The sequence below is a fragment of the Saccharothrix syringae genome (assembly GCF_009498035.1).
Taxonomy (GTDB): Bacteria; Actinomycetota; Actinomycetes; order Mycobacteriales; family Pseudonocardiaceae; genus Actinosynnema; species Actinosynnema syringae.
In genome coordinates, this window is sequence record NZ_CP034550.1 from 2,326,741 (window position 1) to 2,353,052 (window position 26,312).

Sequence of the window (26,312 nt, forward strand, 5' to 3'; positions counted from 1 at the left end):
GGGGGTGGCACGGTTACGCCGTTCGCCCCGGCTCCGACAGGCTGGTCCCATGTTGCAACTGGGGCGGCAAGAAACCGGGGTGGAGCGGCCGCGGGCCGGGTACCGCACGGACCTGGTCACCGTGCTGCTGGGCACGTGGTTCTCCATCGGCCTGTTCCTCGACGCGTGGGCCCACTCGAACGTCCCGGAGCTGGAGACGTTCTTCACGCCGTGGCACGCGGTGTTCTACTCGGGCTTCGCCGCGACCGGCGCCTGGATCTGCTGGGTGGTGTGGCGCAACTACCAGGCGGGCGCGCGCGGCCTGGCCGCCGTGCCGGTGGGGTACGGGCCGGCGGTGGTCGCGCTGCCGATCTTCGCCGTCTGCGGGTTCGGCGACTACCTGTGGCACACGTTCATCGGCATCGAGCAGGGCATCGACATCCTGTTCAGCCCGACCCACCTGGGCCTGATCACCTCGATGATCATGATCGTGACCACGCCGCTGCGCACCGCGTGGGGCAACCGCGCCGTGATCGCGCCGACGCTGGTCGGGTTCCTGCCCGCCGCGCTGTCGCTGGCGTTCGCCACGTCGCTGGTGCTGCTGTTCGCGCAGTACGCCGATGCCACGGTCTACGGCCCCAACGGCATCGTCTCGGCGTTCACCTTCGACAAGGGCGAGGGCGGTTCGGCGCGGGCGGGGCGGCTCGCCGCCTCGATCATGGTCACCAACCTGGTCCTGCTGGTGCCGCTGCTGCTGGCGGTGCGCCGGTTCCGGCTGCCGTTCGGCACCGCGACCCTGCTGACGTTCGTGGTGATGCTGCTCAGCACCGCGGTCGCCAACTACGGGAACCTCAGCACGGCCTTCTCGTTCCTGGCCGCGGCCGTCGTCATCGACGTGCTGCTGGCGGTGCTGCGCCCGTCGGAGGAGCGGGTGCGCGAGTACCGGCTGTTCGCCGCCGCCGCGCCGCTGGTGACCTGGGTGCTGTACTTCGCGGTGGCCGGCGTCGTCCAGGGCCGGATGCCCGGCGTGACCGAGATGTGGACCGGCGCCCCGGTGATGGCCGCGCTGCACGGCCTGCTGCTGGCGGTGGTGCTCGTCCCGACCGCCCGCCGGTGAGGGCCCTCCTGCTGACCCTGCTCCTGCTGCTCACCACCGCCGGCCCGGCCCACGCGCACGCGGGCGGCCTCGTGCCGCAGGACCACCTGAGCCGGGTGACCGCGGTCGACCCGCCGCTGCCCGGCGTCACGGCCCGCATGGTCAACCACGGCACGCAGCTGGAGGTCCACAACGGCGGCCCGGCGCCGCTGCGCGTGGGCGACCGCGAGGTCGGGCCCGGGGAGACCCTCCGCTACCGCGACGAGCGCACCACCGCGCCGGAGTGGGAGATCCCGCTGAGCGCGTCGGGACCGGGCACGCCGGGTGCGGGCACGTCGGTGGTCCGCGGCCGGGTCGACACCGAACCGGGCCCGAACCCGCTGTGGTGGCTGCTGCTCACGGCCGCGCTCGCGGTCGGCGGCTGGTTCCTGGGCCGCGGCCCGCTGCCGCTGGCCGCGGGCGTGGTCGCGGTGACCGCGGCGCACGCCTGGCACGCGGTGGGCTCGACGCTCGCGGTGACCGGCGGGTCGTTCGTGCCGCTGCTGCTGGGCGCGAGCGGGGTGGGCCTGGTGGCGTGGCCGCTGGCGGTGGTCGCGCTGGTCGCCGCCGCCCGGCGCAGGCCCGCCGCCGCGTTCGTGGCGGCCGTGGTGGGCGCGATGCTGGTGGTGGCGGGCGTCCCCGACTTCGACAGCTTCCGGTTCTCGCAGCTGCCGTTCGCCGGTCCGGCCGACCTGGACCGGCTGCTCGTGGCCCTGACGCTCGGCGGCGGCCTCGGCCTGGCCGCGGGCGGGTTCAACCGCATGAGAAGGGAAGTCCCCCGGTGATCCGCGTCCTCCTGCTCGTCCTGCTCGCCGTCGCCGGCTGCTCCGCCGCGCCCGCCGAGGCGCCCGCCGGGCCGCTCGTGCTCCGGCTGTCGGTCGACGAGGCGTCGCCGCGGCGGGTCGAGGCGGTGCGCGGGCAGGCCGTGGAGCTGACCGTCACCAGCCGGGAGCCGGTGGAGGTGCACGTGCACGGGTTCGACGTGCTGGGCCGGGCCGAGGACGGCAAGCCCGCCGAGCTGCGGTTCACCGCCGACCGGACCGGCACCTTCGACGTCGAGGCCCACCCGGACACCCTGCTGGTCCAGCTGGTGGTGCGGTGACCGCGCTGGCGCACGGCGTCGGCGCGCGGCACGACCTGCCGCTGCCGCTGGACCTGGTGCTCCAGGGCGCGGCGGTGGCGCTGCTGGCGTCGTTCCTGGCGCTGGGGCTGCTGTGGACGGAGCCCCGGTTCTCGGCGGTCCCGGACGAGGAGGGCCGGGACCGGTGGCCGGTGCGGGCGGCGGTGGCGGTCGGCCTGCTGCTGGTGCCCGCGGCGGCGTGGCCGCACCTGGTGTTCGTGCTGCTGTGGGTGGGCGTGCCGGTGCTGTCGGTGCTGGTCGGCCCGGTGTGGCGGGTGCTCAACCCGCTGCGCCTGGCCACCCGGTTCTCCCTCGGGCGCGCCTACCCCGAGCGGCTCGGGCACTGGCCCGCCGCGGTGGGCCTGTTCGCGTTCACCTGGGTCGAGCTGGTCGAGCCGGACGCGTTGCCGTGGTTCCTGGTGGCCCACGCCGCGGTCGGCGTGGCGGGCGGCGTGGTGTTCGGGTCGACGTGGTTCGAGCGGGCCGACGGGTTCGAGGTGTTCTCCACCCTGCTGGGGCGGCTGTCCCCGCTGCGCGGCAACCCGTTCCGGCGGCTCGTCGCCACGCCCGTGCGGCCCGGCCTGGTGGCCGTGGTGGCGGTGCTGCTCGGGTCCACCGCGTTCGACGGCCTCGGGTCGGCGCCGAGCTGGGAGCGGCTCGGCGTGCCCGACGCGCTGGGCCTGCTCGGGGCGGTGCTGCTGGTGGCGGGCACCTACCTGCTGGCCTGCCGGGCGTTCGGCGGGCGGTTGGCGCACTCGCTCGTGCCGATCGTGGCGGGGTACGTGGTGGCGCACTACTACTCGCTGCTGGCCGTGGAGGGCCAGCGGGCGGTGGCGCTGCTGGTCGGCGCGACCGGCTTCGTGCCGGACGACGCGCCCGCCGCGCCCCTGCTGGTGGCGTCGGTGCAGGTGGGCGCGGTGCTGGCGGGGCACCTGCTCGGCGTGGTCGCGGCGCACGACCGCGCGCTGCGCCTGCTGCCGCCGCAGCGGCACCTGACCGGCCAGGTGCCGCTGCTGGTGCTGATGGTCGGGTACACGTCCGGGGGACTGGCCCTGCTGTTCGCCGCGTGAGCACCGGTCGGCGTGACCACGCGGACCGGTGCTGCGCGAGACGACACGAACCGGTGATTCGGAAAAAGGCGGGACCCGGTGATCCGCGTCGAGGCCCTGACCGGTGGACGAAACGCGCCCACGAACCGGTGGGTGAACGCGGGACCACCGAATCGGGCAGTGCTCGGCAACTGTCGGTCGTGCCCGCGCCACCACGGCTGGGCCAACCGGGTAGCCCCGTCGGGCCTGCGGGACCGCACTCCGGCGGTCCCGGGCAGGTCTGTAACCCGTTGCGGTGAAGCGCTGTCACCTGTCCGTTTAGCTTTCCTGGGCACACGGATGAATGAGCTTGTTCCCGCTGACGGGCGATCACTACGTTTCAAAATGTGAAATTTGCGGATCTGTGGAATTCGTCCTGCGGTGCGAGAGGGCCGAAATGAGCATCTACCTCACAGGTCTGCTGTGGGTGGGTGGCGCGGCCGTGGTCGCCGCGCTGCTGGCCTACCTGATCCGCAGGTACGGCGACGAGGGCGGCAGGCCCGACAACAACGAGGCCGCCGGGCAGGTCTTCACGATCGTGGCGGGCCTGCAGGCGGTCCTGGTCGCGTTCGTGCTCATCGCCCTGTTCGACGCCGTCACCCAGGCGGGTGAAGCGGCCTACCGCGAGGCGGACAGCCTGGTCGCGGCGACGTGGGCCAGCGACGCGCTGTCCGCCGAGACCGGCGACGAGGTCCGGCGGCTCTCCCGCGCCTACGCGACCACGGTGATCGACGACGAGTGGCCCGCCATGCGGGCGGGCGCGGACTTCCCCACCGCCACCGGCTGGGACCAGCTCGACGAGCTGCGCCGCCTGGTGGCCCAGGCGCCCGCGGACGGCGAGTGGCAGGTCGACCGCAAGACCGAGGCCAGCGACCAGCTGTGGGAGGTCTACGAGGCCCGGCAGGAGCGGCTGGACGCGGCGGGCGGCGCGATCAGCACGGTCGTGTGGTTCGTGCTCATCGCGGGCAGCGTGCTGTCGATCGTCCTGGCGCTGCTGTTCGGCGGCCCGCTGATCCGCACGCACGTGGTCATCGTGGCGACCCTGGCCGCGACCATCACCCTGCTGCTGTTCGCCACCTACCAGCTGCAGAACCCGTTCGGCGGCGGCGCCGACGTCTCGCCGGACGCGTTCGAGGCGGCCATAGAGCGGTTCGGATGATCGAGTTCCTGGCGCTCGCCGCCTGCACCGCCATCCAGGTGGAGGCGGGGGCGCACGGGCCCTCGTCCGTGTTCCAGGTGCAGTACCCCGCCGGTTCGGCCACCCCCCTGGGCACGCTGGACCGGCGGCTCAACGCCATCGGCTACTCCCACGCCCAGAACCTGGTCTACGGCGTGGACGACGACGGCAGGCTGGTCGCGCTCGACCGCTCGGGCCGGCTGGTCGGCACCCCGTCCCCGCCGGTGCACCTGCTGCGGCACGCGGTGGCCGGCGCCGTGGTGGGCGAGCGGCTGGTGGTGCGCGTCGGCCCGTGGCTGTACTCGGTGGGCATCGACCCGGGCAGCGCCGACTACGGGCGCATCTCGCACGAGGCGTCGCTGTGGCCGCCCGCCGAGGGCCTGGCCGTGGACGACTTCGACCTCAACGCCGCCGACGGCCTGCTGTACGGGGTGACCACGCACGGCCAGGGCGCCACCGTGGTGACGGTCGACCCGACCACCGGCCGGGTGAACCGGGTGCCGGGCACGGGCAGGCTGCCGGGCGGCAGCGGCTACGGCGCGGTGACGCTGAGCGGCGACGGTTCCCTCTACGTGACGAACAACCGCCACGACGGCCGCAGCGTGCTCTACCGGGTGGCGCTGGACGGCTCGGGCGCGGTCACCGAGATCTCCGTGCGCCCCGGCCTGAACACCACCGACTCGTCGGGCTGCCTGGCCGCGCCGCCCGTGGTCGAGCCGCCGCAGCCGACCCCGACGCCCACCCCGCCCCAGCCGACCCCGCCGCAGCCCACCCCGCCGCAGCCGACCACGACCACCCCGCCACCGGGGGCCCAGCCCGTCGTCCCGCCGCGCGTGCCGCCGCCCGCGCCGCCACCGAACCAGCCGAACGAGCCGGTCCCGCCGACCCCCGAGCCGCCACCCGGCTCCGAGCCCGCGCCGCCCCAGCAGCAGACGCCGCCACCGCCGCCCGGGGATTTCAACCTGCCCGAGCGGAAGAACGCGTCCCAGGCGGCGGAGGTGCGCCACAACGTGCGCGACCAGCGCCGCTGGAGCATGGCGGCGATCCTGCTGATCCTCGGTGCGGGCGCGCTGGCCCGGCAGTCCGCCCGGCGGCGCTGACGCCCCCGCGCACACCCGGCCGCCTGCCCCACGACGTCGTGCCGGCGGTCCTGGAACGCGCGCTCGGTGACCCCGCGCGCAGGAGCCGGCGCGTGCCGCGGCGGACCTGTCCGACGTGGACGGACGCGCCCCCCGACGGACTGGGGGCATCCGCTTCCGCCTGCGCCGCCGACCCGCCGGCACTCCTCCGAAGGTAGGACCCGCGCGAGTACCGTCGAAGGACGTGGCCGGGGCGTTCACCGCCCTACGTTTCCGGGCATGGGTGGAGGACGGATCGCGGCACTGGACGTGCTGCGCGGGGTGGCGATCCTCGGCACGCTGGGCATGAACGCGTGGGTGTTCACGCACCCCGGCGGGCCGGCGGGGTTCATGGCGGACCCGGGGAGCACGGGCGACGCGCTGCTGCGCGTGCTCAGCAACGGCAAGTTCCTCGGCCTGCTGTCGATCATGTTCGGCATCGGGCTGGCGATCCAGCACCGGTCGGCCGTGCGGCGCGGCCGGCGTTGGCCGGGGTGGTACCTGTGGCGGTCGGCGTTGCTGCTGCTGGAAGGTCTGCTGCACTACGTGCTGATCTTCGAGTTCGACGTGCTCGTGTTCTACGCGCTGGTGTCGGTGCCGGTGGCGTTCCTGGTCGGCCGGAGCCGCCGGGTGCAGCTGGGCTGGGCGGTCGGCGCCGGGGTGCTGCACCTGTCGTTCGTCGGGTTGCTCACCCTCGGGCTGCTCGCCGGCCGGGCGCGGTTGAGCGACCCGACGTTCGTGCCGGGCACGGACACCTGGCCGGGGCAGGTGCGGGACCGCCTGGAGTTCTTCTGGGCCTTCCGCGCCGAGGGCGTCTTCGTGCTGCCGCTGGGCACGGTGCTGTTCCTGGCCGGCGCGCTGCTGTTCGGGGCGGGCGCGCTGGAGGGCTCCGCCCGCGGCCGGCTGCTCCGGCGGCGGTTGACGGCGTGGGGCCTCGGGCTGGGCGTGCCGCTGAACCTGGCGACCACCCTGGCCGGGCCGGCGTGGTTCGCCGTCGACCGGTACGTCAGCGCGCCCCTGGTCGCGTTCGGCCTGCTCGGCGGGATCGCCGCGCTGGTCGAGCGGATGCGCGCCGAACCGGGGTGGCTGCGCCGGGGCGTCACCGCGGTCGGGCGGTCGGCGCTGAGCTGCTACATCGCCCAGAACGTCCTGGCGTCGGTGCTCTGCTACCAGTGGGGGCTGGGCCTGGCCCGGCGGTGGGGGCACCTGGGCGCGTGGTTCACCGCCGGGACGTGGCTGGTGGTCTCGGCGGTGCTGCTGCTGGGCGCGTCGTGGTGGATGCGGCGCTTCGACCGCGGCCCGGTGGAGGCGCTGTGGGAGCGGCTGTACCGGGCCCCACAACGACTTCTAAGCCCACGTGAGGTTTTCCGCTAGATCACCCCTGAGGTTTTCCCCAGTGAACTCGGCGGTCCACCACATGGTCCGCCGAGTTCCCCCTCCGTAGCGTCATCCCCATGAAGATCACCTCCCTGCTCCTGGCCACGACCCTGGTCACCGGCGGCACCCCGCCGGCCGACCAGCTCGACTCCTGGGTGGCCAACCACTGGGCCTCCGCGGCCCTCGTGCGGGTCACCGACGCCACCGGCACGACGGCGCACGCGGCCGGCGAGGCGCGCGTGGACGGGCACTTCCGCATCGGCAGCGTCACCAAGACCTTCGTGGCCACCGTGGTGCTGCAACTGGTGGACGAGGGCCGCGTGGCGCTGGACGACCCGGTGGCGCGGTACGTCGACGGCGTGCCGAAGGGCGACCGGATCACCGTGCGCCAGGTCCTGGACCACACCAGCGGCCTCTACGACTACGCCCACGACGAGGGCTGGTCCACCAACCGCTGGCGCGGCACCGCCAGGTTCCGCTCCTACCGGCCGCAGGAGCTGCTGGACGCGGCCTTCAGCCACCCGTCGAACTTCGACCCGGGCCAGGGCTGGCGCTACTCCAACACCAACTACGTCGTGGCCGGCCGCATCATCGAACGGATCACCGGCAGGCCCTACGGCGCCGAGATCACCACCCGGATCATCGAACCGCTGGGCCTGGAGCACACCAGCCTCCCCGGCAACCGCCCCACCCTCCCGCACCCCCACGCCCGCGGCTACACCGAGGTGGACGGCCGCCTGGTCGACGCCACCCTGATGAACCCCTCCCTGGACTGGGCCGCGGGCGAGATGATCTCCACCACGAGCGACCTCGACCGCTTCCTGGAGGCCCTGCTGGGCGGCCACCTGACCAGTGCCGAGTCCCTGGCGGCCATGCGCACCACCACCCCCACCGGCTCGATCTTCGCCTACGGCCTGGGCCTCCAGCGCTACGACCTGCCCTGCGGCCGATCGGTCTGGGGCCACGGCGGCGAACTGATCGGCTACCTCACCTACGCCGTCCGCGCCGACGACGGGAGGAGGGCCGTGCTGTCCTACAACCCCCTGCCGGGCGAGGTACCGGCAGAAGCCGTGATCGGCCTGTTCAGCGACGTGTTCTGCTGACCGGTCGGTTCGCAGTGAATCGACGTGCCGGCTTCTCCGGCGCAGCGATGCGTTCCGAGATCGCCACGTGCGCGAGGAGGTCTCGACCGATGAGCCGTGGGCTCGTCCGGAGCCGTTGATCCCAGTGGGTCCGAGGCGCTTCCGCCACCCGGGCCGCGGGCGTGCCGACGACCGGGCCGCCTTGGCGGGCATCCTGTACGCGGTGCGCACCGGCATCGGGTGGAACAGGCTGCCCACCGCCCTGTTCGGCACCTCGGGCACGACGTGGCGGCGGCGATTGCGCGGGTGGCGTGGGGCTGGGGTGTGACGGTGGTGCCCGAGCGGCTGCGCGGGTGGCGCGGGGCTGGGGCGCGATGTGGTGGCGGCGGTTGCGCGGGTGGCGTGGGGCTGGGGTGTGACAGCGGTGCACGAGCGGCTGCCCGCCGAGCCGCGCGCCGCCGGGCCGCCGGACCTGTCCGCCACGCCGGTCGACTCGCCCCACCCGCGCCCCCGAAGGGGGACCACACCGGGCCGCCCCCGCTCGACCGACGCGACCTCGGCCCTCGGCACCACCCGGTCCCCGACGCCACGGGCGTCCCGCCCACCGCCACCCCGCCCACCGCGCCACCCCGACCACGACAACCGCAACGACGCCACCCAGCAGACCCGCTGATCGACACCGTCCCGCCGGTCCGGGACGTGCTCGGCACACCGCGCCACCGGCCTCACCCGCTCTACACCGACCGAGGCCACGACCGGACAAGTACCGCAGCCTGCTCCGCGCCCGCGGCATCACTCGGTCATCCTGGGTGCGGGTAGTGGCCGACCGCGGCGACGCCATCACCGGCACCACCACACCGGCCCCGGGAATTACCCGTCCTGCGGTTCCCCACTACCCATACCCTTCGGCCATGAGTCCCCTCGACGTGGACACGCGCGTGCTGCGCTACTTCGTGGCCGTGGCCGAACGGTTGAGCTTCACCGCCGCGGCCCGCGACCTGTACGTGTCCCAACCCGCGCTGAGCAGGCAGATCAAGCAGCTCGAAGAGGACCTGGGCACGGAGCTGTTCGTGCGCACCGGCCGCGAGATCCGCCTGACCGGCGCCGGCGCCGAAATGCTCCCCCTGGCCCGCCGGGTCCTGCACGACTGGCGCGAGACGGCCCGCGTGGTCCGCTCCGCGGCCGCCGCCGAGCGGAACGTCCTGCGCGTCGGCTTCGTGGCCTCCGGCGGCGGCAGCGTGGCCAGGAGGGCGAGGGCGACGTTCGCCGAGCAGCGACCGGAGGTCACCGTCGAGCCCAAGCGCTTCGACTGGGGCGGCGAACCCGACGCCCTGCGCCAGGGCCTGGTGGACGTGGCGTTCGTCTGGCTGCCCGCCGACACCACCGGCCTGCGCTCCCGGGTCGTGGCGACCGAGCAGCGCTACGTCGCCCTGTCCCGCGACCACCGCCTGACCGGACGGCCGTCGGTGTCCATAGCCGACCTCGGCGACGAGCCGCTGATGTGGACGCGCAAGGCGCCCAAGGAGTGGGTGGACTGGTGGGCGGTCAACCCCAGGCCGGACGGCCGCGAACCCGTGTGGGGACCGGAGAACGACAACGTCGAGGAGATGCTGGAGCACGTCGCCACGGGAGCGGCGGTGTGCATCGGCCCCGAGTCGATGGCGCTGTACTACGCCCACCCGGACCTGGCGTGGAGGCCAATCGTCGACATCGAGCCGCTGCGCATCGCGGTGGCCTGGGTGCCGGAGAGCCGGAGCGAGGTGGTGGAGGCGTTCGTGGAGGCGGCGGTGAGGTTGGCCGGCGAGGTCCCGCAGGACGTCCAGGGCGGGTGAGAGGTCCGGCACCTCGCCCCCACGGCCCCGCCGGCGGAGTGCTTCACCGCCTCGACCGGCATGGGGGTGCCGCGCCACGCGATCCTGATCAGCCCCGAGGCCGGGAACCGCGATTCGCGTGGTCGGCGGAGTGCGACTGACTGCCGCCCGCTGCCCCTCGTCGTCCGTCCCCGTCCACCCCGACCGACGAGTTCCGGCCGGCGAGTCCCGGCCGGCGAGTCCCGGCCCGCGAGTCCCACCCAACGAGCCCCACCCAACGAGCCCCACCCAACGAGCCCTGACCAGCGTCAACGACGCGCGAGCAGCCGCCGCAAGGAGGTGGGCGTGTACCCCACGTGCTGCCGCACCGTCCGCGTCATGTGGGCCTGATCGGCGAACCCCAGCTCAACCGCCAACCCGGCCAGGTCCTCCTCACCCGCCTCCAACCGGTCCACCACCCGGTTCACCCGCACCCGGTTGCGGAACCGGGTCAGCGACACCCCGACCTCCTGGCTGAACGCCCGGCTCAACCGGTACGGCGACACCTCCAGCGCCGCGGCCAGCGGCACCAGCCCCACCGCCTCCGGCGCGTCCGCCAGCACCGCCGCGCGGGCCCGGGCCACCACCCGCCGGTCGGGTTCGCCGGGCAGGGGGCGGTGCACCAGGGCGCCCACCCGCTGACCGAGCAGCCGGACCAGCGACTCCGCCACGCCGAACGCCACGTCCGGCCCGGTCAGCCTGCGGTGCGCCAGCGCGACCGCCGCGTCGACGTGGAACGTCTCCCGCGCGGGCCGCCGGTCGCCGAACACCGACAACCACAGGTCGGGCCGCATCCTGACCGACGTGCACCGGTCGCCCCCGCCACCGGGGTGGGCGAACTCCACCGGCTCGTCGGGCAGGCCCACGTACGCCGTGCCGGGCTCGATGTCGTCCGCGCCCCGCCGCGTCCGCCGCCGGAACCGGCCCCGCCGGTTGAGCACCAGCACGTACGAGGGGCACGTCTCGGGCTCGGCCCACCCCTCGTGGTGCTCCTCCGTGCACGTCACCGCGCTGACCTCGAAGTCGTCCGACACCGCCAGCGGAACCGAGGTGATCACCCCTCCGACCGTACGCCGGGGGACGGCAAAAAAGTTCAAGACCGCCCGGTCGGCCGCGCGCGAGGCTTGCGGCACCGAAGCACGAAAGGACCAGTAATGCGCTTGACCTCCGTGATCCTCGACAGTGCCGACCCGACCCGGCTGGCCGCCTTCTACCACGAGGCCACCGGCTGGCCCGTGGTCGACTCCGGCGAGGACTACGCCTCCCTGAGCGCCGGCGACGGCCTGTCCCTCGGGTTCCAGCGCGTCCAGGGCTACCAGGGCGGCGGGTGGCCCGACGACCGCAAGCACGCCCACGTCGACTTCGCGGTGCTCGACGTGGACGGGACGGTGGCGAAGCTGGTCGCCCTGGGCGCGTCGAAGCCCGACTTCCAGCCGGGCGGGGACGGCTGGACGGTCGTCGCCGACCCCGAGGGGCACCTGTTCTGCCTGTCCCGGGCCGAGTGAACGAGCGCGCCCCGCCGGGTCCCGGACCCGGCGGGGCGCGCTCCTCACGTCACGGGTAGTTGACCACGTACCGCTGCTGGGTGGCCAGGTTCGCCGCGCCGCCCACGCCGTTGATCACGTTGTTGATCGTGCCGACGCCGCCGAGGGACACCGTGACCAGGTCGTGCATCCGCACGCCGGACCTGTTGGGCACCTCGAACCCGTTCGCGGTGACCACGTTCGGGTTGGCCTGGTTGAAGCAGTAGACGCCCAGGCCCCAGCCCTCGTGGGTGGTCACGCCGTCGGCCACCTTGTACCCGGCCCAGCCGGGGGAGGAGCCGTTCATCCACGACGCCTGGTTCGGCGGGTCGTACGGCAGCTCGTTCTGGAAGAAGTACGTGCGGCCGCCGTTGCCGTTCCACAGCACGTTGTACTGCTGGTAGTGCTCGACGAACAACCCGTACGCGGTGACGTTGTCGCCGTTGACGACCACGCCGTTGCGGCCGGTGTTGACGTTCCAGCCCACGCCGCTGCCGTGGTCGGCGCGCCACACCCAGGTGTGGTCGACGATCACGTCGTCGCTGTTGATCTCCAGCGACACCGTCGCCTTGCCCGCCTGGGAACCGCCGACGCGCAGGTACACGTCGTGCAGCGAGGTCGGGTTGGCGGCGTGCGAGGCGGCCGCGCCGGTCGGGCCGACCTGGAGCAGGACGGGGGAGTTCTGCACGCCCGCGTCCACCAGGAAGCCCGCGAGCTTCACGCCGTCCACATCGGACACGGCCAGGGCGGCCTTGCCGGTGTCGGGGGACAGGGTCGCCAGGCCCAGGCCGAGCACGACGGTGTTCGGGCGCGTGACGTTGATGGTGTCGGTCAGGCGGTGCACGCCCGGCGTCAGCAGCAGGTGCTTGCCCTGCGCCAGCGCGGCGTTCGTGGTGGCCACCGGCGTGCCCGGCTTGACGATGAAGAAGTCCGCCAGCGAGATGGACTGGCCGGCGGGCGCGCCGGACTCCCAGCTGGTGCCGCGCGAGTTCTGCCGCAGCGCCGGGACGAACACCTTGTACTCGCCGTTCTCGAAGTACAGGAACGGCTTCTCGCGCACCACCGGGGTGGTGTCCACCGTGGTGTGCGACGGGTTCGGGAAGTGCTGCGCGGGCGAACCCGGCGAACCGACGAACACCATGTTCCACACCGAGCCGTTCCAGCCGCCCGCGAGGTTGCTGTTGCGGGTCAGGAACTGCTGCTGCGAACCGGAGACCGTGACGCCGTCGATCTTGCTGTCCACGATGAGACCGCCGGACGCCCAGCCGTCGCCGCCGTTCCACAGCTGCACCTGGCCGCTGAGGTGCATGCGCCGGTACGACGCGGCCTGCGACACCGCCCACCGCTCGACCTGGCCGGCCGGCAGGTTGACGAACAGGTTCTCGGCCTGGCGCCAGAAGTTCTGCGTCGCGTTGCCGAGGTTGTTCGGGTTGTCACCCTGCTGGAGCCAGTCCGCCTCGACGCGCACGTGGCCGTTGAGCCGCACGTCGTCCGGGCGCAGGCCCAGGCCCGCGACCTGCGTGTAGAACCGCAGGTTCACGTCGGCGTCGTACACGCCCGGCTTGTAGAGCACCGCGTAGCGCTCGGTGCCGAACTGGTTGGTCTTCATCTGCGCCGAGATGGCGTCGAGCCTGCTCTGCATCGCGGCCCGGTCGTAACCCGGCCCGTACACCAGCACGTTGGGCCCGAAGTCGGGGTTGCGCGGGTCGGTCGGCGGGATGGTCGGCCCACCGGTCGACTCGGTGTTGACCGCCAGCTCCCACAGGGAGTAGCCGTAACCGGTCGAGCGGGCGGTGCCGTACACGCGGACGTAGCGGCCCGAGCCCGTCACGGCGAGGGTCTGCGTGCCGCCGGTGCCGGTGGTCGTGGAGTAGACGGTGTTCCAGGTGGACGCGTTGTCGGAGAGCTGCACCTGGAACGCGCGCCCGTAGGCCGCCTCCCAGGACAGCGCCACCCGGCAGACCTGTTGCGTGGAGCCGAGGTCGACCTGGATCCACTGCGGGTCGGAGAACGCGCTGGACCAGCGGGTGCCGGTGTTGCCGTCGACCGCGGCCGAGGCGGGCGTGCCCGCGTTCTCGGCGGACGACGCGGTGGCGGGCCGGTTCAGCGCGGCGTTGGACGTGCCGCACTCGGCGGCTTGCGCGGAAGGGGTCGCAGGGTTGAGGACCGCGACGAGGCCGAGGGCCAGCGCGGCGGTCAGCAAACGGGGGAAGCTCATGGTCCTACCTGACGAGGTAAGGGGCGGCAGAGGCCCGGAGCTGTGCCTCCGTGGCACCGGAGGCGCTGAGAGAGCGCTCTCTCGGAGCGTAACGCCCGGGTTGCGAAGACGTCAACGACGGAAGTCCCCGCTGCGTCCCAAGCGGACCGAGGCCCGTTCCCGGCCCGGTTCCGGCTGTTCCGGAGGGGTGCTCGGGGGCCGGGCCGGACCGGGACCCGCGATCACCGACGCCGGTTCCGGGAGGTGATCCGGGAGGTGCCGGAGCCGATCCCCGGCGGTGGTTCGAGACGCGCCCGCGCCCGCGTCGGCTCAGGCCGACTCGCGGACCACCAGCGCCGGCTCGAAGATGACCGACCGGGGCGGCAACCCCGGCTCGTCGACGTGGTCGAGCAGCAGGGACGCCATGCGCGCGGCCATGTCCTCGACCGGCTGGCGCACCGTCGTCAGCCGGGGTCGGCAGGCCAGCGCCGGGCTGCTGTCGTCGAAACCGACCAGCGCGACGTCCTCCGGCACCCGGCGGCCGTGCTTGTGCAGCACCAGCAACGCGCCCTGCGCCATCAGGTCGTTGGCCGCGAACACGCCGTCGACGCCGGGGTGCTCGGCCAGCAGCCGCTCCATCGCCGCCTCGCCGCTGGCCGCGGTGAACCCGCCCTCGGCGATCGGGACGTACGGGAAACCGTGCCGCGCCAACGCGTCCCGGAACCCGGTCAACCGGTCCTGCGAGGCCGGCACGTCGAGCGGCCCCGAGATCGTGGCGACCTGGCGGCACCCGCGCTCGACCAGCAGGTCCGCGGCCAGCCGCGCGCCCGCCTGGTGGTCGAGGTCGACGTAGCTGATCGGCGCGGGCCGGGCCGGGCGGGCGAACAGCACCGCGGGCAGCTTCGCGTCGATCAGGCGGGACGGCAGCGGGTCCTCGGCGTGCGTGGAGACCAGCAGCGCGCCGTCCGCGCTGCCCTGCCGCAGGAACGCCAGCACGTCCTCGCGGGTGCGCTCGGTGTCGGCGACCATCAGCACCGGGTGCACGCCGCGGGTGCGCAGGAAGCCGAGCACGCCGCTGGCCACCCGGCCGAAGAACGGGTCGGAGAGCACCCGGGCGGCGAACGAGTCCTCCTCGCCCTGCTCGCCCGAGCCCGACACGACCAGCGCGATCGTCCCGGCCCGCTTGGTCACCAGCGAGCGGGCCGCGCGGTTGGGCGCGTAGCCGACCTCCTCGATGGCGGCCCGCACGACCTCCTGGATCCGGCGGTCGACGTTCCGCGTGCCGTTGACGACCCGCGACACGGTCGCGCGGGACACGCCGGCGACCCGCGCCACGTCCTCCAACGTCGGCGGGGCCGTCGGCGGTCTGCTCATGCGGTCATTCTGCCACGCTTGGAGAGCGCTCTCCGATCCGCAGCGCCGCGCTGCCCGCGTTGGGGCCCACCACCAGGCCGCCCGACCCGTCCGCGACCCGGGCGCGCCACCGCTCCGGCACCTCGACGTCGACCGTCACCACCTCGCCCGGCCCGGCCTCCGCGTGCGCCCAGCCGACCAGCCCGCCGCCGGTCGCGTAGACCTGGACCAGCTCGCGACCGGCCCGACCGCCGGTGTTGCGCACCCGGACCCGCACCCCCGCCGGGGTCGCCCCGACGTGCTCGTAAGCCCAGGTCGTGTACCCCAGCCCGTGCCCGAACCAGTAGGCGGGCGCGGTCCCGGCGCGGTGCCAGGCCCGGTACCCGATGTCCGCCCCCTCCGCGTAGCGCAGCACGCCGCCCTCCGGCCGCACCTCGGACACCGGCAGGTCGGCCTGCCGGACCGGCCACGTCGTGGGCAGCCTGCCGCCGGGCTCGCGGACGCCGAACAGCACGTCGGCCAGGCCGTGCCCGGCCTCCTGCCCCGGGAACCAGGTCAGCAGCACCGCGGCCACCTCGTCCTGCCACGGCAGCTCCACCGGGCTGCCCGCGTTGACCACGACCACCGTCCGCTCGTTGACCGCCCGCACCGCGCGGACCAGCTCGTCCTGCCCGCCCGGCAGGGCCAGGGAGGCGCGGTCGAAGCCCTCGCTCTCGATCTCCTCGGTGGTGCCCACCACGACCACCGCGACGTCACTGGTCCGGGCCAGCTCCACGGCCCGGGCGAACTCCTCGGCCGCGCCCGGCCGGGGCGGGTCGGCGGCCAGCACCGTCGCCACGCCGGTGTGCTCCAGCAGCTCGCGGCGCGCGACCAGGTCGACCGGCCGCCCCGCGACCAGCCGCGCGGTGACCTCGCGCTCCGGCGGGGTCAGGCTGATCACCGCCGGGTCGTCGGTGTCCAGGGGCACGCGCTCGTCGAGCAGGCGCTCGCCGGCCACGTCCAGGGTGAGGCGGCCGAACCCGGCCACCGACAGGCGCCATTCGCCGTCGACGTCGGGGGTCAGCCTGCCGCGCACCTCGACCGTGCGCGCGCCCGCCACCCGGGCGACGTCGAGCACCCGGCCCAGCAGGCGGCGTTCGGCGGCCAGCTCGGTGCCGTCGGCGTCGAGCTGCCGCACCAGCACGCCGGGTTCGCCGCTGCGCGGGTCGACGCTGTCGAGGGTGGTCAGGGGCGTGGGCCGGTCGCCGAGGCGGACGCCGGGGGTGTGCACGACCTCGGTGACCTCGCGCAGGCCGTCGAGGAACGAGACCACCGACTCGGGGTAGACGCCCGCGCTGCCGCCGCCCTGGATGCGGGTGGCGGCGGCGTTCGGCCCGAGGACGGCGACCCGCGTGCCGGGGGAGAGCGGCAGGACGCCGTCGTTGCGCAGCAGCACGGTCCCCTTGGCGACCGCCTCGCGCAGCAGTTCCCGCGACGCCTCCACGCGCGGCGCTTCCACCCGCGATGCCTCCACGCGCGGCGCTTCCACCGGCGGCGTCTCCACCCGCGATGCCCCCACCGGCGGCGTCTCCACCCGCCGCGTCTCCGGCGTCTCCGGCGTCTCCACCTGCGGTTCGACCGGTCGGGCGCCGTCGAGGGCGCCGACCCGGGCGGCCAGCCGCAGCAGGCGCTTGACCTTGGCGTCGACCGCGGCCTCCGGCACCTCGCCGCGCTCCACGGCGGCCACCAGGTCGCGCCACGGCCCGTCCGGACCGGGCATGGCCAGGTCCTGCGCGGCGTTCGCGGACGCGGCGGTGGAGCGGACCGCGCCCCAGTCGGACACGACCAGCCCGTCGAAGCCCCACGACCCCTTGAGCGGTTCGGCCAGCAGCGGGTTCTCCGACATCGTGGTGCCGTTGACGCCGTTGTAGGCGGACATGACCACCCACACCCCGGCGCGCACGGCATGCTCGAACGGCACCAGGTAGACCTCGCGCAGGACGTCCTCGTCGACCCGGGCGTCCAGGGTCATGCGCTCGGTCTCGGAGTCGTTGGCGACGTAGTGCTTGGCCGTCGCCGCGACGCCACCGCCCTGCACGCCGGTGATGTAGGCGGCGCCGATGCGCGCGGTCAGCAGCGGGTCCTCGGAGAAGCACTCGAAGTGCCGCCCGGCCAACGGCGTGCGGTGCAGGTTCAGGGTGGGCGCGAGCAGCACGTCCACCCCCTTGCGCCTGGCCTCGGCGGCCAGCAGCAGCCCCAGCCGCTCGACCAGCCCGACGTCCCAGGAGGCGGCCAGCGCGGTGGGCGAGGGCAGGGCCACCGACGTGCTGCGCTCGTCCCACCCCTGGCCGCGCACCCCGATCGGCCCGTCCGACATGACGATCGACCGCAGGCCGATCTCCGGTTCGTCGTGCGTGCGCCAGTCGGTCGCCCCGGTCAACAACCGCACCTTGCGCCCCAGCTCCAACTTGCCGACCAACGCGTCGAGATCGACCTCGTCCACCCTTCCCCCTCTACCTCGGAGAGCGCTCTCCCATCACCCTCACTTCACCTCCGCCCCCTGTCAACACCCCGAACGTGGAACTCGGGGGTCCGGAACGCATGACACGCGAGGTCTGAGCGCATGACACGCCGGTGTAAAAGCATGAACCCGCGCGTGTCATGCACTCAGGGCCGGCGTGTCATGCGTTCGGGGCCGGTGAGTTCTGCGTTCAGAGTCAGGCGATGTTGGTGTGGGGGGCCGGTTTGCGGGGGTCGGCGGCGCCTTCGAGGAGGGCGGCGACGGGGAGGGTGGCGGCGCCCACGGCCACGGCGTCGGGGCCGAAGCGGCCCAGTTCGATGGAGATCTGGTCGTACGGGTGGCGCAGGGCGTGGGCCCGGGTGGCCTCGACGATGCGGTCCAGCTGGTGGGCGCCCAGGGCCAGCCCGGCCCACCCGCCCAGCACGATGCGCTCGGGGTTGAACAGGTTGACCAGGTTGGCGATGCCGGCGCCGAGGTAGCCGGCGGTCTCCTCCAGCACGCGGGCGGCCGTCCGGGAGTGCGCGGCGGCGGCGATCAGGGCGTCCACGGTGGACTGCTCGTCGGTGCCGGCCAGCACGCGCCCGCGCGCCCTGCGGTACCGGTCGAGGATGGCCTCGGCGCCCACGTACGCCTCCAGGCAGCCGCGCGCGCCGCACCGGCACGGCCGACCGCCGTAGGAGATGGTGGTGTGCCCCCACTCGCCGGCGGAGCTGGTGGCGCCCCGGTACACGCCGCCGTCGGTGACCACGGCCGCGCCGACGCCCGAGCCGATCAGCGCTATCACCACGTGCCGCGCCCCGCGCCCCGCGCCGAACCACATCTCGGCCTGGCCCTGCGTCTTGGCGCCGTTCTCCACGTACAGCGGCCAGGTGCCGCCCGCGGCGCGGATCAGGTCCTCCAGGCGGACCGCGTCCCACCCGATGGTGGGCGCGTGCACGACCGCCGCCGCGCCCTGCTCGACCGTGCCGGGGACGCCGATCCCGACGCCGAGCACGGTCGACACCGGGACGGCCGCCGCCGCGACCACCTCCCGGACCGACGACGCGATCAGCGACGCCACGGCGGCGGGGGAGGAGGGCGACAGGGCGTGGTCCCGGGCGGCGAGCTGGGTCAGGCCCAGGTCGAACAGCTCGACCTTGATCCCCGTCTCGCCCACGTCCACCCCGACCACGTGGCCGAACGCGGGGTTGACGCGCAGCAGCACGCGCGGCCGGCCGCCGTCCGAGTCGACCGAGCCCGCCTCCACCACGAGCCCGTCCTCGACGAGTTCCGCGGTCACGTTGGACACCGTCGCGGCGGACAGCCCGGACCGCGCGGACAGCTCGTACCTGCTCAAAGGCCCGTCGAAGAAGAGGGTCGACAACAGCGTCGAACGGTTCTGCCGACGCAGGTCGCGGACGGTGGTGCGCTTCGGGGCCACGCCGTCGACCTTAGTTTGCGACTTAAAATTAGACTAAGTTTGTAACGTGTTCGTTATTGACGTGACTTGTCTCACCGGGGTTGGCTCTCCAGCAACACCGGGACGCCCGGCGTCCCAACCGCGATGGCACCCGCGGTCCGCACCACCCCGAGAGCGCTCGCCCTCCCCCCGTCCCGACAAGGAGAACCCATGCGACTCAGGCGAACGTCCGCCCTCGCCGTCGCGGCAGCACTGCTGTTCTCGGCCGCCTGCTCGTCGAGCAACCAGGGCAGCCAGAACACCCAGACCGGTGTGCTGAACGTGGGCATGCCCAACGGTCCGCAGACCGAGAACAACAACCCGTTCCTCAACTCGTCCGCGGCCAGCTCGCTGGGCTACCGCAGGCTCATCTTCGAGCCGCTGGCGATGGTGAACGAGGTCAAGATCGGCGAGGAGCCCAAGCCCTGGCTCGCCACGAAGTGGGAGTGGAGCGACAACTACTCCAAGCTGGCCCTGACCATCCGCGAGGGGGCCACCTGGTCGGACGGCAAGCCGCTGACCGCCGAGGACGTGGCGTACACCTTCCAGCTGCTGCGCGACAACCCCGGCCTGAACATCGAGGGCGTCCCGTACACGGACATCTCGGTGAGCGGCAACGTGGTCAACGCCGGCTTCCCGCGCTCGCAGTTCGTCAACCAGAAGAAGATCCTCGAACAGCTGATCGTGCCCAAGCACATCTGGTCGACGATCGCCAACCCGTCGACCGAGACGCTGAAGAACCCGGTCGGCAGCGGCCCGTACACGCTGAAGACCTTCACCCCGCAGACGGTCACCCTCCAGGTGCGCGACAGCTACTGGCAGGAGCTGCCGCAGGTCAAGGAGGTCCGCTACACCTCCTACAGCGACAACAACGCGCAGACCACCGCGCTGGCCACGGGCGCGTCCGAGTGGAGCTTCGTGTTCATCCCGAACTACGAGGCCGTCTACACCTCCAAGGACCCCGCGCACTTCAAGCTCTGGTTCCCGCCGGTGCTCGGCGTGCACGGCCTGTGGTTCAACACCAAGAGCAAGCCGTGGGACAACCCGGCGCTGCGCCGCGCGGTGAACCAGGTCATCAACCGTGACGACATCTTCACCCAGGCCGAGGCGGGCTACTTCTACCCGAAGGTCGACAACATCACCGGCATCCCCAGCGCCGGTGAGGCCCTGCTCGCCCCCGAGTTCAAGGGGCAGGCGCTCAAGGTCGACATCGACAAGGCCAAGAAGGAGCTGACCGACAACGGCTTCACCTACGACGGCGACAAGCTCAAGGACCCGTCGGGCCAGCCCGTCACCATCAAGATGACCGTGCCCACCGGCTGGTCGGACTACGTGACCAGCCTGGAGATCATCAAGGACAACGTCTCCAAGATCGGCATCGAGGCCACGGTCGACCTGCAGAACGCCGACTCGTGGACCAAGGCGCTCGACACCGGCGACTTCCAGGCCGCGCTGCACTGGACCAACAACGGCGCGACCCCGTACGACATCTACCAGTCCATCATGGACGGCGCGCTGTTCAAGCCGATCGGCCAGGCGGGCGTCAACGGCAACTACGGCCGCTACGAGAACCCCGAGGCCACGCAGCTGCTCAACGAGTACGCCAACGCGGCCGAGGAGGCGGGTCGCACCGAGGCCCTGCACAAGCTCCAGCGGCTGTTCGTGCGGGACATGCCGGTCGCCATCACCTCCGCGGCCAACGGCGGCGGCCAGTACAGCACCAAGAACTGGGTCGGCTGGCCGGACGACTCCAACCCCTACGGGCCCGTCCAGCCCACGCTGGAGAACGCGCTCGACGTCGTCATGCACCTGAAGCCGGCCGCATGACAACGGGCACGACGCCGTCGGCCTCCGAGACCACCGAGGTGGTCCTGGAGGCCGACGGCCTGACCAAGCACTTCCCGATCCGCAAGCGCGGGCGCGAGCTGCTGTCCCGGACCACGCGCGCGGTGCGCGCGGTCGAGGACGTGGACCTGCGCCTGCGCCGCGGTCGGGTCACCGCGCTGGTCGGCGAGTCCGGTTCGGGCAAGTCGACCGTGGCCCGCCTGCTGGCGCAGCTGTACCCGCAGACGTCGGGTGCCGTCCGGCTGCACGGCGAGCCGGTGGACGCCAGGGGCAGCCGGCGGTTCCGCGCGTACAGCAAGCGGGTCCAGATGATCTTCCAGGACCCGTTCGCGTCGCTGAACCCCGTGCACACCGTGCGCTACCACCTCACCCGGGCGCTGAAGATCCACGGCAACGCGGGTTCCTCCGCCCAAGACCTGGAGCGGGCGCTGGCCGACCTGCTCACCCGCGTGCAGCTCACCCCGCCCGAGCGGTACGTGGACAAGTTCCCGCACGAGCTGTCCGGCGGCCAGCGCCAGCGCGTGGCCATCGCCCGGGCGCTCGGCGCGGACCCCGAGGTGCTGCTGGCCGACGAGCCGGTGTCGATGCTGGACGTGTCGATCCGGCTCGGCGTGCTCAACCTGCTGCGCGACCTCAAGGAACGCCTCCGGCTGGCCGTCCTCTACATCACCCACGACATCGCCTCGGCGCGCTACTTCGCCGACGAGACGTTCGTGATGTACGCGGGGCGCGTGGTCGAGGGCGGCGACAGCGAGACGGTCACCCAGCGGCCCGCCCACCCGTACACGCAGCTGCTCATCGACTCCGCGCCGGACCCCGACCGGCCCGCCGCGGAGGAGAAGGACGGCGGGACGGGCGAGCCCCCGTCGCTGATCAGCCCGCCCGCGGGCTGCCGGTTCAACCCGCGCTGCCCGCACGCCATGCGGGTGTGCACCCGGGAGGTGCCCCCGCCGTTCCCGATCGACGACGGCCCGGGGCACTTCGCCGCGTGCTGGCTCTACGGCGAGGTCACCGGCGCGGACGCGGAGAAGCCGCGCGCGAGCCGCGAGGAGGTGCTGTGAGCTACCTCCTCAAGCGCATCGCGTTCTACCTGTTCACCGCCTGGGCCGCGGTCACCATCAACTTCTTCGTCCCGCGCCTGATCCCCGGCGACCCGGTCCAGGCGCTGATCACCCGCAGCCGCGGCCAGATGACCACCGACGCGGTGCAGTCGCTGTACGTGCTGTTCGGCCTGGACAAGAACACCAGCCTGCTGGAGCAGTACTTCAGCTACCTGGGCCAGCTGCTGCGCGGCGACCTCGGCCTGTCGTTCACCTTCTTCCCCACCCCGGTGTCGGAGGTGATCGGCGACGGCCTGCCGTGGACCCTGGGCCTGGTCGGCGTCACCACGGTGCTCGGCTTCCTGCTCGGCACCGGCCTGGGCACGCTGGTCGGCTGGCGGCGCGGGTCGTGGGCCGACTCGCTGATCCCGATCACCACGTTCCTGTCGTCCATCCCGTACTTCTGGCTGGGCCTGATCGCGATCGCCCTGCTCACCGGCCCGGACAGCTTCTTCCCGGCGTCCGGCGCCTACGACCCGGGCCTGGTGCCGGGCTGGGACTGGGAGTTCGTCGGCAGCACGCTGCGCTACGGCCTGCTGCCCGCGTTCACGATCCTGATCTCCTCGATGAGCGGCTGGATCCTCAGCATGCGCAACATGATGGTGACGGTGGCCTCGGAGGACTACGTGACCGTGGCCCACGCCAAGGGCCTGCCCGAGCGGCGGGTCATGGTCGGCTACGCGGCGCGCAACGCGCTGCTGCCCAACGTGTCCGGCTTCGCGCTGTCGCTGGGCTTCATCGTCGGCGGCACCCTGCTGGTGGAGATCGTGTTCTCCTACCCGGGCCTGGGGCTCCAGCTGTTCCAGGCGGTCGGCGCCAAGGACTACCCGCTGATGCAGGGCATCTTCCTGATCATCACGCTGTCCGTGCTGCTGGCCAACTTCCTGGCCGACGTCGCCTACCTCGCGCTGGACCCGCGCACCCGACGGGAGGGCTGAGCCGATGGCAGTCGTACCCACGACCACCGCGGCGACCCCGGTCGCCACGCCCGCCAAGCGCCGCAGGCTGCGGTTCGTGGCCAACCCCAAGGCCACCGCGGGCCTGGTCATCATGGGCTTCTTCGTGCTGCTCGCGGTCGTCGGGCCGTGGATCGCGCCGTTCGACCCGTCCGAGCGCACCAGCGACCTGCTCCAGCCGCCGTCCGCGGCGCACTGGTTCGGCACCACCCACCTCGGCCAGGACATCTTCAGCCAGGTGGTGGTCGGCACCCGCAGCGTGGTGTTCGTCGGCTTCGTGGCGGGCGTGCTGGCCACCGTGCTGTCGATCATGGTCGGCGTCACCTCCGGCTACCTCAGCGGTGCCGGCAGCGAGGGCCTGTCCGCCCTGTCGAACGTGTTCCTGGTGATCCCGGCGCTGCCGCTGATCATCATCATCACCTCCAGCCTGCCCGAGACCACCGTGCTCACCATCGCGCTGGTCATCGGCCTGACGTCGTGGGCGTGGGGCGCGCGGGTGCTGCGGGCGCAGACCCTGTCGCTGCGCAACCGCGACTACGTGGAGGCGGCGCGCGCCACCGGCGAGCGGACCTGGCGGATCATCGTGTTCGAGATCCTGCCCAACCTGACCGCGGTCATCGCCTCCGGCTTCGTCGGCACGGTGATCTTCGCGGTGACCTCGCTGATCACCCTGGCGTTCATCGGCGTCAGCGCGGGCAACGACTGGAACTGGGGCACCATCCTGTACTGGGCGCAGAGCCAGCAGGCCCTCGCCCAGGGCGCGTGGTGGTGGTTCGTGCCCGCGGGCCTGGCCATCGCGCTGCTGGGCACCGCGCTGTCGCTGCTGAACTTCGGCATCGACGAGTTCGTCAGCCCCCGGCTGCGCGGCGGCGGCCGGACCAGCGTCAAGACCGCCGACGGGCGCACCGTGAGGATGCGCGTCGGCTTCACCCCGGTGCTGTCCACCCCGGTGCAGCCCACCCCGGTCCTGGGCGAGGAGGCCAAGCCGTGACCGACGCCGTGCTGGAGATCCGCGGCCTCAACGTGGACTACGGCCTGGGCGACCAGGCCGTGCACGCGATCCGCGACGTCAACCTCACCCTGCACCGGGGCGAGGTGCTGGGCCTGGCGGGGGAGAGCGGCAGCGGCAAGTCCACCCTCGCCTACGGCATGACCCGGCTGCTGCCGCCGCCGGGCGTCGTCGCGGGCGGCGAGGTGCTGTACCACGGCGAGGACGGCCCGGTGGACGTGCTCCGGATGACCCACGCGCAGCTGCGCGCGTTCCGCTGGGCGCAGACCGCGATCGTGTTCCAGGGCGCGATGAACTCGCTCAACCCGGTGCACCGGATCTCGACCCAGCTCACCGACGTGATCAAGGCGCACCGCCCCGGCATGACGGCCGCGGCGCGCCTGGACCGGGCCCGCGAGCTGCTGCACCTGGTCGGCATCGCCGCCGACCGGCTCGACAGCTACCCGCACCAGCTCTCCGGCGGCATGCGGCAGCGCGTGATGATCGGCATGGCGCTGGCGCTGGAGCCCAAGGTCGTCATCATGGACGAGCCGACCACCGCGCTGGACGTGGTGGTGCAGCGGCAGATCCTGCGCCAGCTCGTCGAGCTGCGCGAGCGGCTGGGCTTCTCGGTCGTGTTCATCACCCACGACCTGTCGCTGCTGGTCGAGTTCTCCGACCGGATCGCCATCATGTACGGCGGGCGGATCGTCGAGGAGGCGAACTCCGCCGAGCTGTACCGGGACCCCAGGCACCCCTACAGCGCCGGGCTGCTCAACTCCTTCCCCGCCCTGCGCGGGCCCAAGCGCGAGCTGACCGGCATCCCCGGCTCACCGCCGGACCTGCGCGCCATGCCGCCGGGCTGCTCGTTCCACCCACGCTGCCCGCACGCGATGGAGCGCTGCGGCGCGGAGGTCCCGGTGCTGGGCGTGCCCCTCGACCACGTGGGGCCCGACCGCACCGCGGCCTGCTGGCTGCACCCCGTTCACGACAACGGTCTCTGAACCCGGGTCCACGACAACCCGGTTCGGAAACCCCAGAGGAGATCCATGGACACCACGGCGCCGACCGTCGGGCTCGACCCCGCGATCGACACCCTGCCCGCCTCGTTCCGCTGGGGCGTGGCGACCTCCGCGTACCAGATCGAGGGGGCGCACGACGAGGACGGTCGCACACCGTCCATCTGGGACACCTACTGCCGGACCCCGGGCATGGTGCACAACGCCGAGAACGGCGACGTCGCCTGCGACCACTACCACCGGATGCCCGAGGACGTCGCGCTCATCGCGTCGCTGGGCGTGGACACCTACCGGTTCTCGGTGGCCTGGCCGCGGGTGCAGCCGCGCGGCCGGGGCCCGGTCAACCCCGCGGGCCTGGCCTTCTACGACCGGCTGGTCGACGAGCTGCTGGGCAAGGGCGTCGACCCGTGGGTCACGCTCTACCACTGGGACCTGCCGCAGGAGCTGGAGGACGCGGGCGGCTGGCCCGCCCGCGACACCGCCTACCGGTTCGCCGACTACTCGATGCTGGTCTTCGACGCCCTGTCCGACCGGGTGCGCACCTGGACCACGCTCAACGAGCCGTGGTGCTCGGCGATGCTCGGCTACTACGAGGGCCGCCAGGCACCCGGCAGGCAGGACTTCGGTGCCGCCATCCACGCGGTGCACCACCTGCTGCTCGGCCACGGCCTGGCCACGCAGCGGATGCGCGAGGCGGCCACCCGGCCCACCGAGTTCGGCATCACGCTCAACATGAGCCACTCCTCGCCCGCGAGCGACAGCGAGGCCGACCGCGAGGCGGCCCGCCGCGCGGACGGGCTGTCCCGGCGCATCTACCTCGACCCGCTGGTCAAGGGCTCCTACCCCGAGGACGTGGTGGCCGACCTGGCGCTGCGGGACGTGAAGATCCCGGTCGAGCCCGGTGACCTGGAGATCATCCGGCAGCCCATCGACGTGCTGGGCGTGAACTACTACTCCAGCCACAAGTTCGCCGGCACCGACGAGGACGGCAACACCACCGACGCCGACGGGCTGCCCGTGGACCGCACCCTGCGGTTCGGCCTGCCGGTGACCGCGATGGACTGGGAGATCATCCCCGAGGGCTTCACCGAGCTGCTGGTGCAGATCTCCCGGGACTACCCGGGCGTGCCCATGGTGATCACCGAGAACGGCGCGGCGTTCGACGACGAGGCCGACGAGTCCGGTTTCGTCCGGGACGACGACCGCACCGCCTACCTGGAGTCGCACATCGCGGCCGTGGCCAAGGCGCGCGAGCTGGGCGCGGACGTGCGCGGCTACTTCGCCTGGTCGCTGATGGACAACTTCGAGTGGTCCTACGGCTACGAGAAGCGGTTCGGCCTGGTGCACGTGGACTACGACACCCAGGTCCGCACGCCCAAGAGCAGCGCCCTGTGGTACCGGGACACCATCCGGCGCGTCAAGGGCGGCTGACGTGGTGAGGGGCGCCCCGCGGTCGTGACGCGGGAC

General features: G+C 73.0%; 23 protein-coding genes. 18 read left to right on the top strand and 5 right to left on the bottom strand.

Translation table 11 applies throughout. From position 1 onward, the window contains the following. Window positions 1–49 precede the first annotated feature (49 nt). The 11 genes from EKG83_RS11005 (at window position 50) to EKG83_RS11055 (ending at window position 9,908) form a co-directional block, all read left to right on the top strand. Window positions 50–1,096 carry a hypothetical protein gene (locus EKG83_RS11005; RefSeq protein ID WP_033434502.1) on the top strand — a complete coding sequence of 349 codons (1,047 nt, stop codon included), beginning with the start codon at window positions 50–52 and terminating at the stop codon, window positions 1,094–1,096. Further along, entirely contained in the window at window positions 1,093–1,899 is an 807-nt protein-coding gene (locus tag EKG83_RS11010; RefSeq protein ID WP_033434501.1) for a hypothetical protein, read from the top strand. The genes EKG83_RS11005 and EKG83_RS11010 overlap by 4 nt, the downstream gene beginning before the upstream one ends. Continuing rightward, the gene (locus EKG83_RS11015; RefSeq protein ID WP_051766745.1) at window positions 1,896–2,216 is read left to right on the top strand and encodes a cupredoxin domain-containing protein; all 321 of its coding nucleotides are present in this window, start codon (window positions 1,896–1,898) and stop codon (window positions 2,214–2,216) included. The genes EKG83_RS11010 and EKG83_RS11015 overlap by 4 nt, the downstream gene beginning before the upstream one ends. After that, window positions 2,213–3,304 (top strand): hypothetical protein, encoded by a 1,092-nt coding sequence (locus EKG83_RS11020; protein ID WP_033434500.1) that lies wholly within the window; start codon window positions 2,213–2,215, stop codon window positions 3,302–3,304. The genes EKG83_RS11015 and EKG83_RS11020 overlap by 4 nt, the downstream gene beginning before the upstream one ends. Window positions 3,305–3,719: 415 nt before the next feature. Continuing rightward, the gene (locus EKG83_RS11025) at window positions 3,720–4,481 is read left to right on the top strand and encodes a bestrophin-like domain (RefSeq protein WP_033434499.1); all 762 of its coding nucleotides are present in this window, start codon (window positions 3,720–3,722) and stop codon (window positions 4,479–4,481) included. Next, window positions 4,478–5,599, top strand: a complete 1,122-nt coding sequence (locus EKG83_RS11030; RefSeq protein ID WP_051766744.1) for a DUF6923 family protein — start codon at window positions 4,478–4,480, stop codon at window positions 5,597–5,599. The genes EKG83_RS11025 and EKG83_RS11030 overlap by 4 nt, the downstream gene beginning before the upstream one ends. 258 nt (window positions 5,600–5,857) lie before the next feature. After that, on the top strand, window positions 5,858–6,991 hold the full coding sequence (locus EKG83_RS11035) for a DUF418 domain-containing protein (protein ID WP_033434498.1): 1,134 nt from the start codon (window positions 5,858–5,860) through the stop codon (window positions 6,989–6,991). Window positions 6,992–7,071: 80 nt separating this feature from the next. Beyond that, complete coding sequence (locus EKG83_RS11040) at window positions 7,072–8,097, top strand: serine hydrolase domain-containing protein (RefSeq protein ID WP_033434497.1); 1,026 nt, start codon at window positions 7,072–7,074, stop codon at window positions 8,095–8,097. 67 nt (window positions 8,098–8,164) lie between these two features. Continuing rightward, window positions 8,165–8,404: a transposase gene (locus tag EKG83_RS11045; protein ID WP_033434528.1), complete on the top strand. Its 240-nt coding sequence runs from the start codon at window positions 8,165–8,167 to the stop codon at window positions 8,402–8,404. 87 nt (window positions 8,405–8,491) lie between these two features. Then, window positions 8,492–8,749, top strand: coding sequence for a hypothetical protein (locus tag EKG83_RS11050; RefSeq protein WP_153278010.1), 258 nt, complete (start codon window positions 8,492–8,494; stop codon window positions 8,747–8,749). A 238-nt stretch (window positions 8,750–8,987) separates the two neighbouring features. Further along, window positions 8,988–9,908, top strand: coding sequence for a LysR family transcriptional regulator (locus tag EKG83_RS11055; protein WP_063741460.1), 921 nt, complete (start codon window positions 8,988–8,990; stop codon window positions 9,906–9,908). A 287-nt stretch (window positions 9,909–10,195) separates the two neighbouring features. Here EKG83_RS11055 and EKG83_RS48980 read toward each other — a convergent pair whose 3' ends face one another. After that, a complete protein-coding gene (locus EKG83_RS48980; protein ID WP_033434495.1) occupies window positions 10,196–10,984 on the bottom strand; it encodes a helix-turn-helix domain-containing protein in 789 nt (262 codons plus the stop codon). A 96-nt stretch (window positions 10,985–11,080) separates the two neighbouring features. Between EKG83_RS48980 and EKG83_RS11065 the strand changes: the two genes are divergently transcribed. Continuing rightward, complete coding sequence (locus EKG83_RS11065) at window positions 11,081–11,431, top strand: VOC family protein (protein WP_033434494.1); 351 nt, start codon at window positions 11,081–11,083, stop codon at window positions 11,429–11,431. A gap of 49 nt (window positions 11,432–11,480) precedes the next feature. Here the strand turns inward: EKG83_RS11065 and EKG83_RS11070 are convergent, their stop codons facing one another. The 4 genes from EKG83_RS11070 to EKG83_RS11085 all read right to left on the bottom strand — a co-directional run bounded on the left by EKG83_RS11070 (window position 11,481) and on the right by EKG83_RS11085 (window position 18,919). Next, entirely contained in the window at window positions 11,481–13,667 is a 2,187-nt protein-coding gene (locus EKG83_RS11070) for a discoidin domain-containing protein (RefSeq protein ID WP_033434493.1), read from the bottom strand. Window positions 13,668–13,976: 309 nt separating this feature from the next. Further along, a complete protein-coding gene (locus EKG83_RS11075; protein WP_033434492.1) occupies window positions 13,977–15,020 on the bottom strand; it encodes a LacI family DNA-binding transcriptional regulator in 1,044 nt (347 codons plus the stop codon). A gap of 4 nt (window positions 15,021–15,024) precedes the next feature. Next, window positions 15,025–17,481, bottom strand: coding sequence for a glycoside hydrolase family 3 C-terminal domain-containing protein (locus EKG83_RS11080; RefSeq protein ID WP_051766742.1), 2,457 nt, complete (start codon window positions 17,479–17,481; stop codon window positions 15,025–15,027). Between the two features lie 214 nt (window positions 17,482–17,695). After that, window positions 17,696–18,919, bottom strand: coding sequence for an ROK family transcriptional regulator (locus EKG83_RS11085; RefSeq protein ID WP_033434491.1), 1,224 nt, complete (start codon window positions 18,917–18,919; stop codon window positions 17,696–17,698). A gap of 189 nt (window positions 18,920–19,108) precedes the next feature. On the opposite strand from EKG83_RS11085, the gene EKG83_RS11090 reads away from it, so the two are divergent. Genes EKG83_RS11090 through EKG83_RS11115 form a run of 6 tightly spaced genes read left to right on the top strand, consistent with a single transcriptional unit; the run spans window position 19,109 to window position 26,276 of the window. Next, window positions 19,109–20,764, top strand: coding sequence for an ABC transporter substrate-binding protein (locus EKG83_RS11090; protein ID WP_033434490.1), 1,656 nt, complete (start codon window positions 19,109–19,111; stop codon window positions 20,762–20,764). Next, entirely contained in the window at window positions 20,761–21,843 is a 1,083-nt protein-coding gene (locus EKG83_RS11095; protein WP_033434489.1) for an ABC transporter ATP-binding protein, read from the top strand. Before EKG83_RS11090 ends, EKG83_RS11095 begins: the two co-directional genes overlap by 4 nt. Then, window positions 21,840–22,820: an ABC transporter permease gene (locus EKG83_RS11100; protein ID WP_033434488.1), complete on the top strand. Its 981-nt coding sequence runs from the start codon at window positions 21,840–21,842 to the stop codon at window positions 22,818–22,820. The genes EKG83_RS11095 and EKG83_RS11100 overlap by 4 nt, the downstream gene beginning before the upstream one ends. A gap of 4 nt (window positions 22,821–22,824) precedes the next feature. Beyond that, entirely contained in the window at window positions 22,825–23,829 is a 1,005-nt protein-coding gene (locus tag EKG83_RS11105; RefSeq protein WP_051766741.1) for an ABC transporter permease, read from the top strand. After that, window positions 23,826–24,830, top strand: coding sequence for an ABC transporter ATP-binding protein (locus EKG83_RS11110; RefSeq protein WP_033434487.1), 1,005 nt, complete (start codon window positions 23,826–23,828; stop codon window positions 24,828–24,830). The genes EKG83_RS11105 and EKG83_RS11110 overlap by 4 nt, the downstream gene beginning before the upstream one ends. Window positions 24,831–24,875: 45 nt before the next feature. Further along, window positions 24,876–26,276: a GH1 family beta-glucosidase gene (locus tag EKG83_RS11115; protein ID WP_033434486.1), complete on the top strand. Its 1,401-nt coding sequence runs from the start codon at window positions 24,876–24,878 to the stop codon at window positions 26,274–26,276. Window positions 26,277–26,312 lie beyond the last annotated feature (36 nt).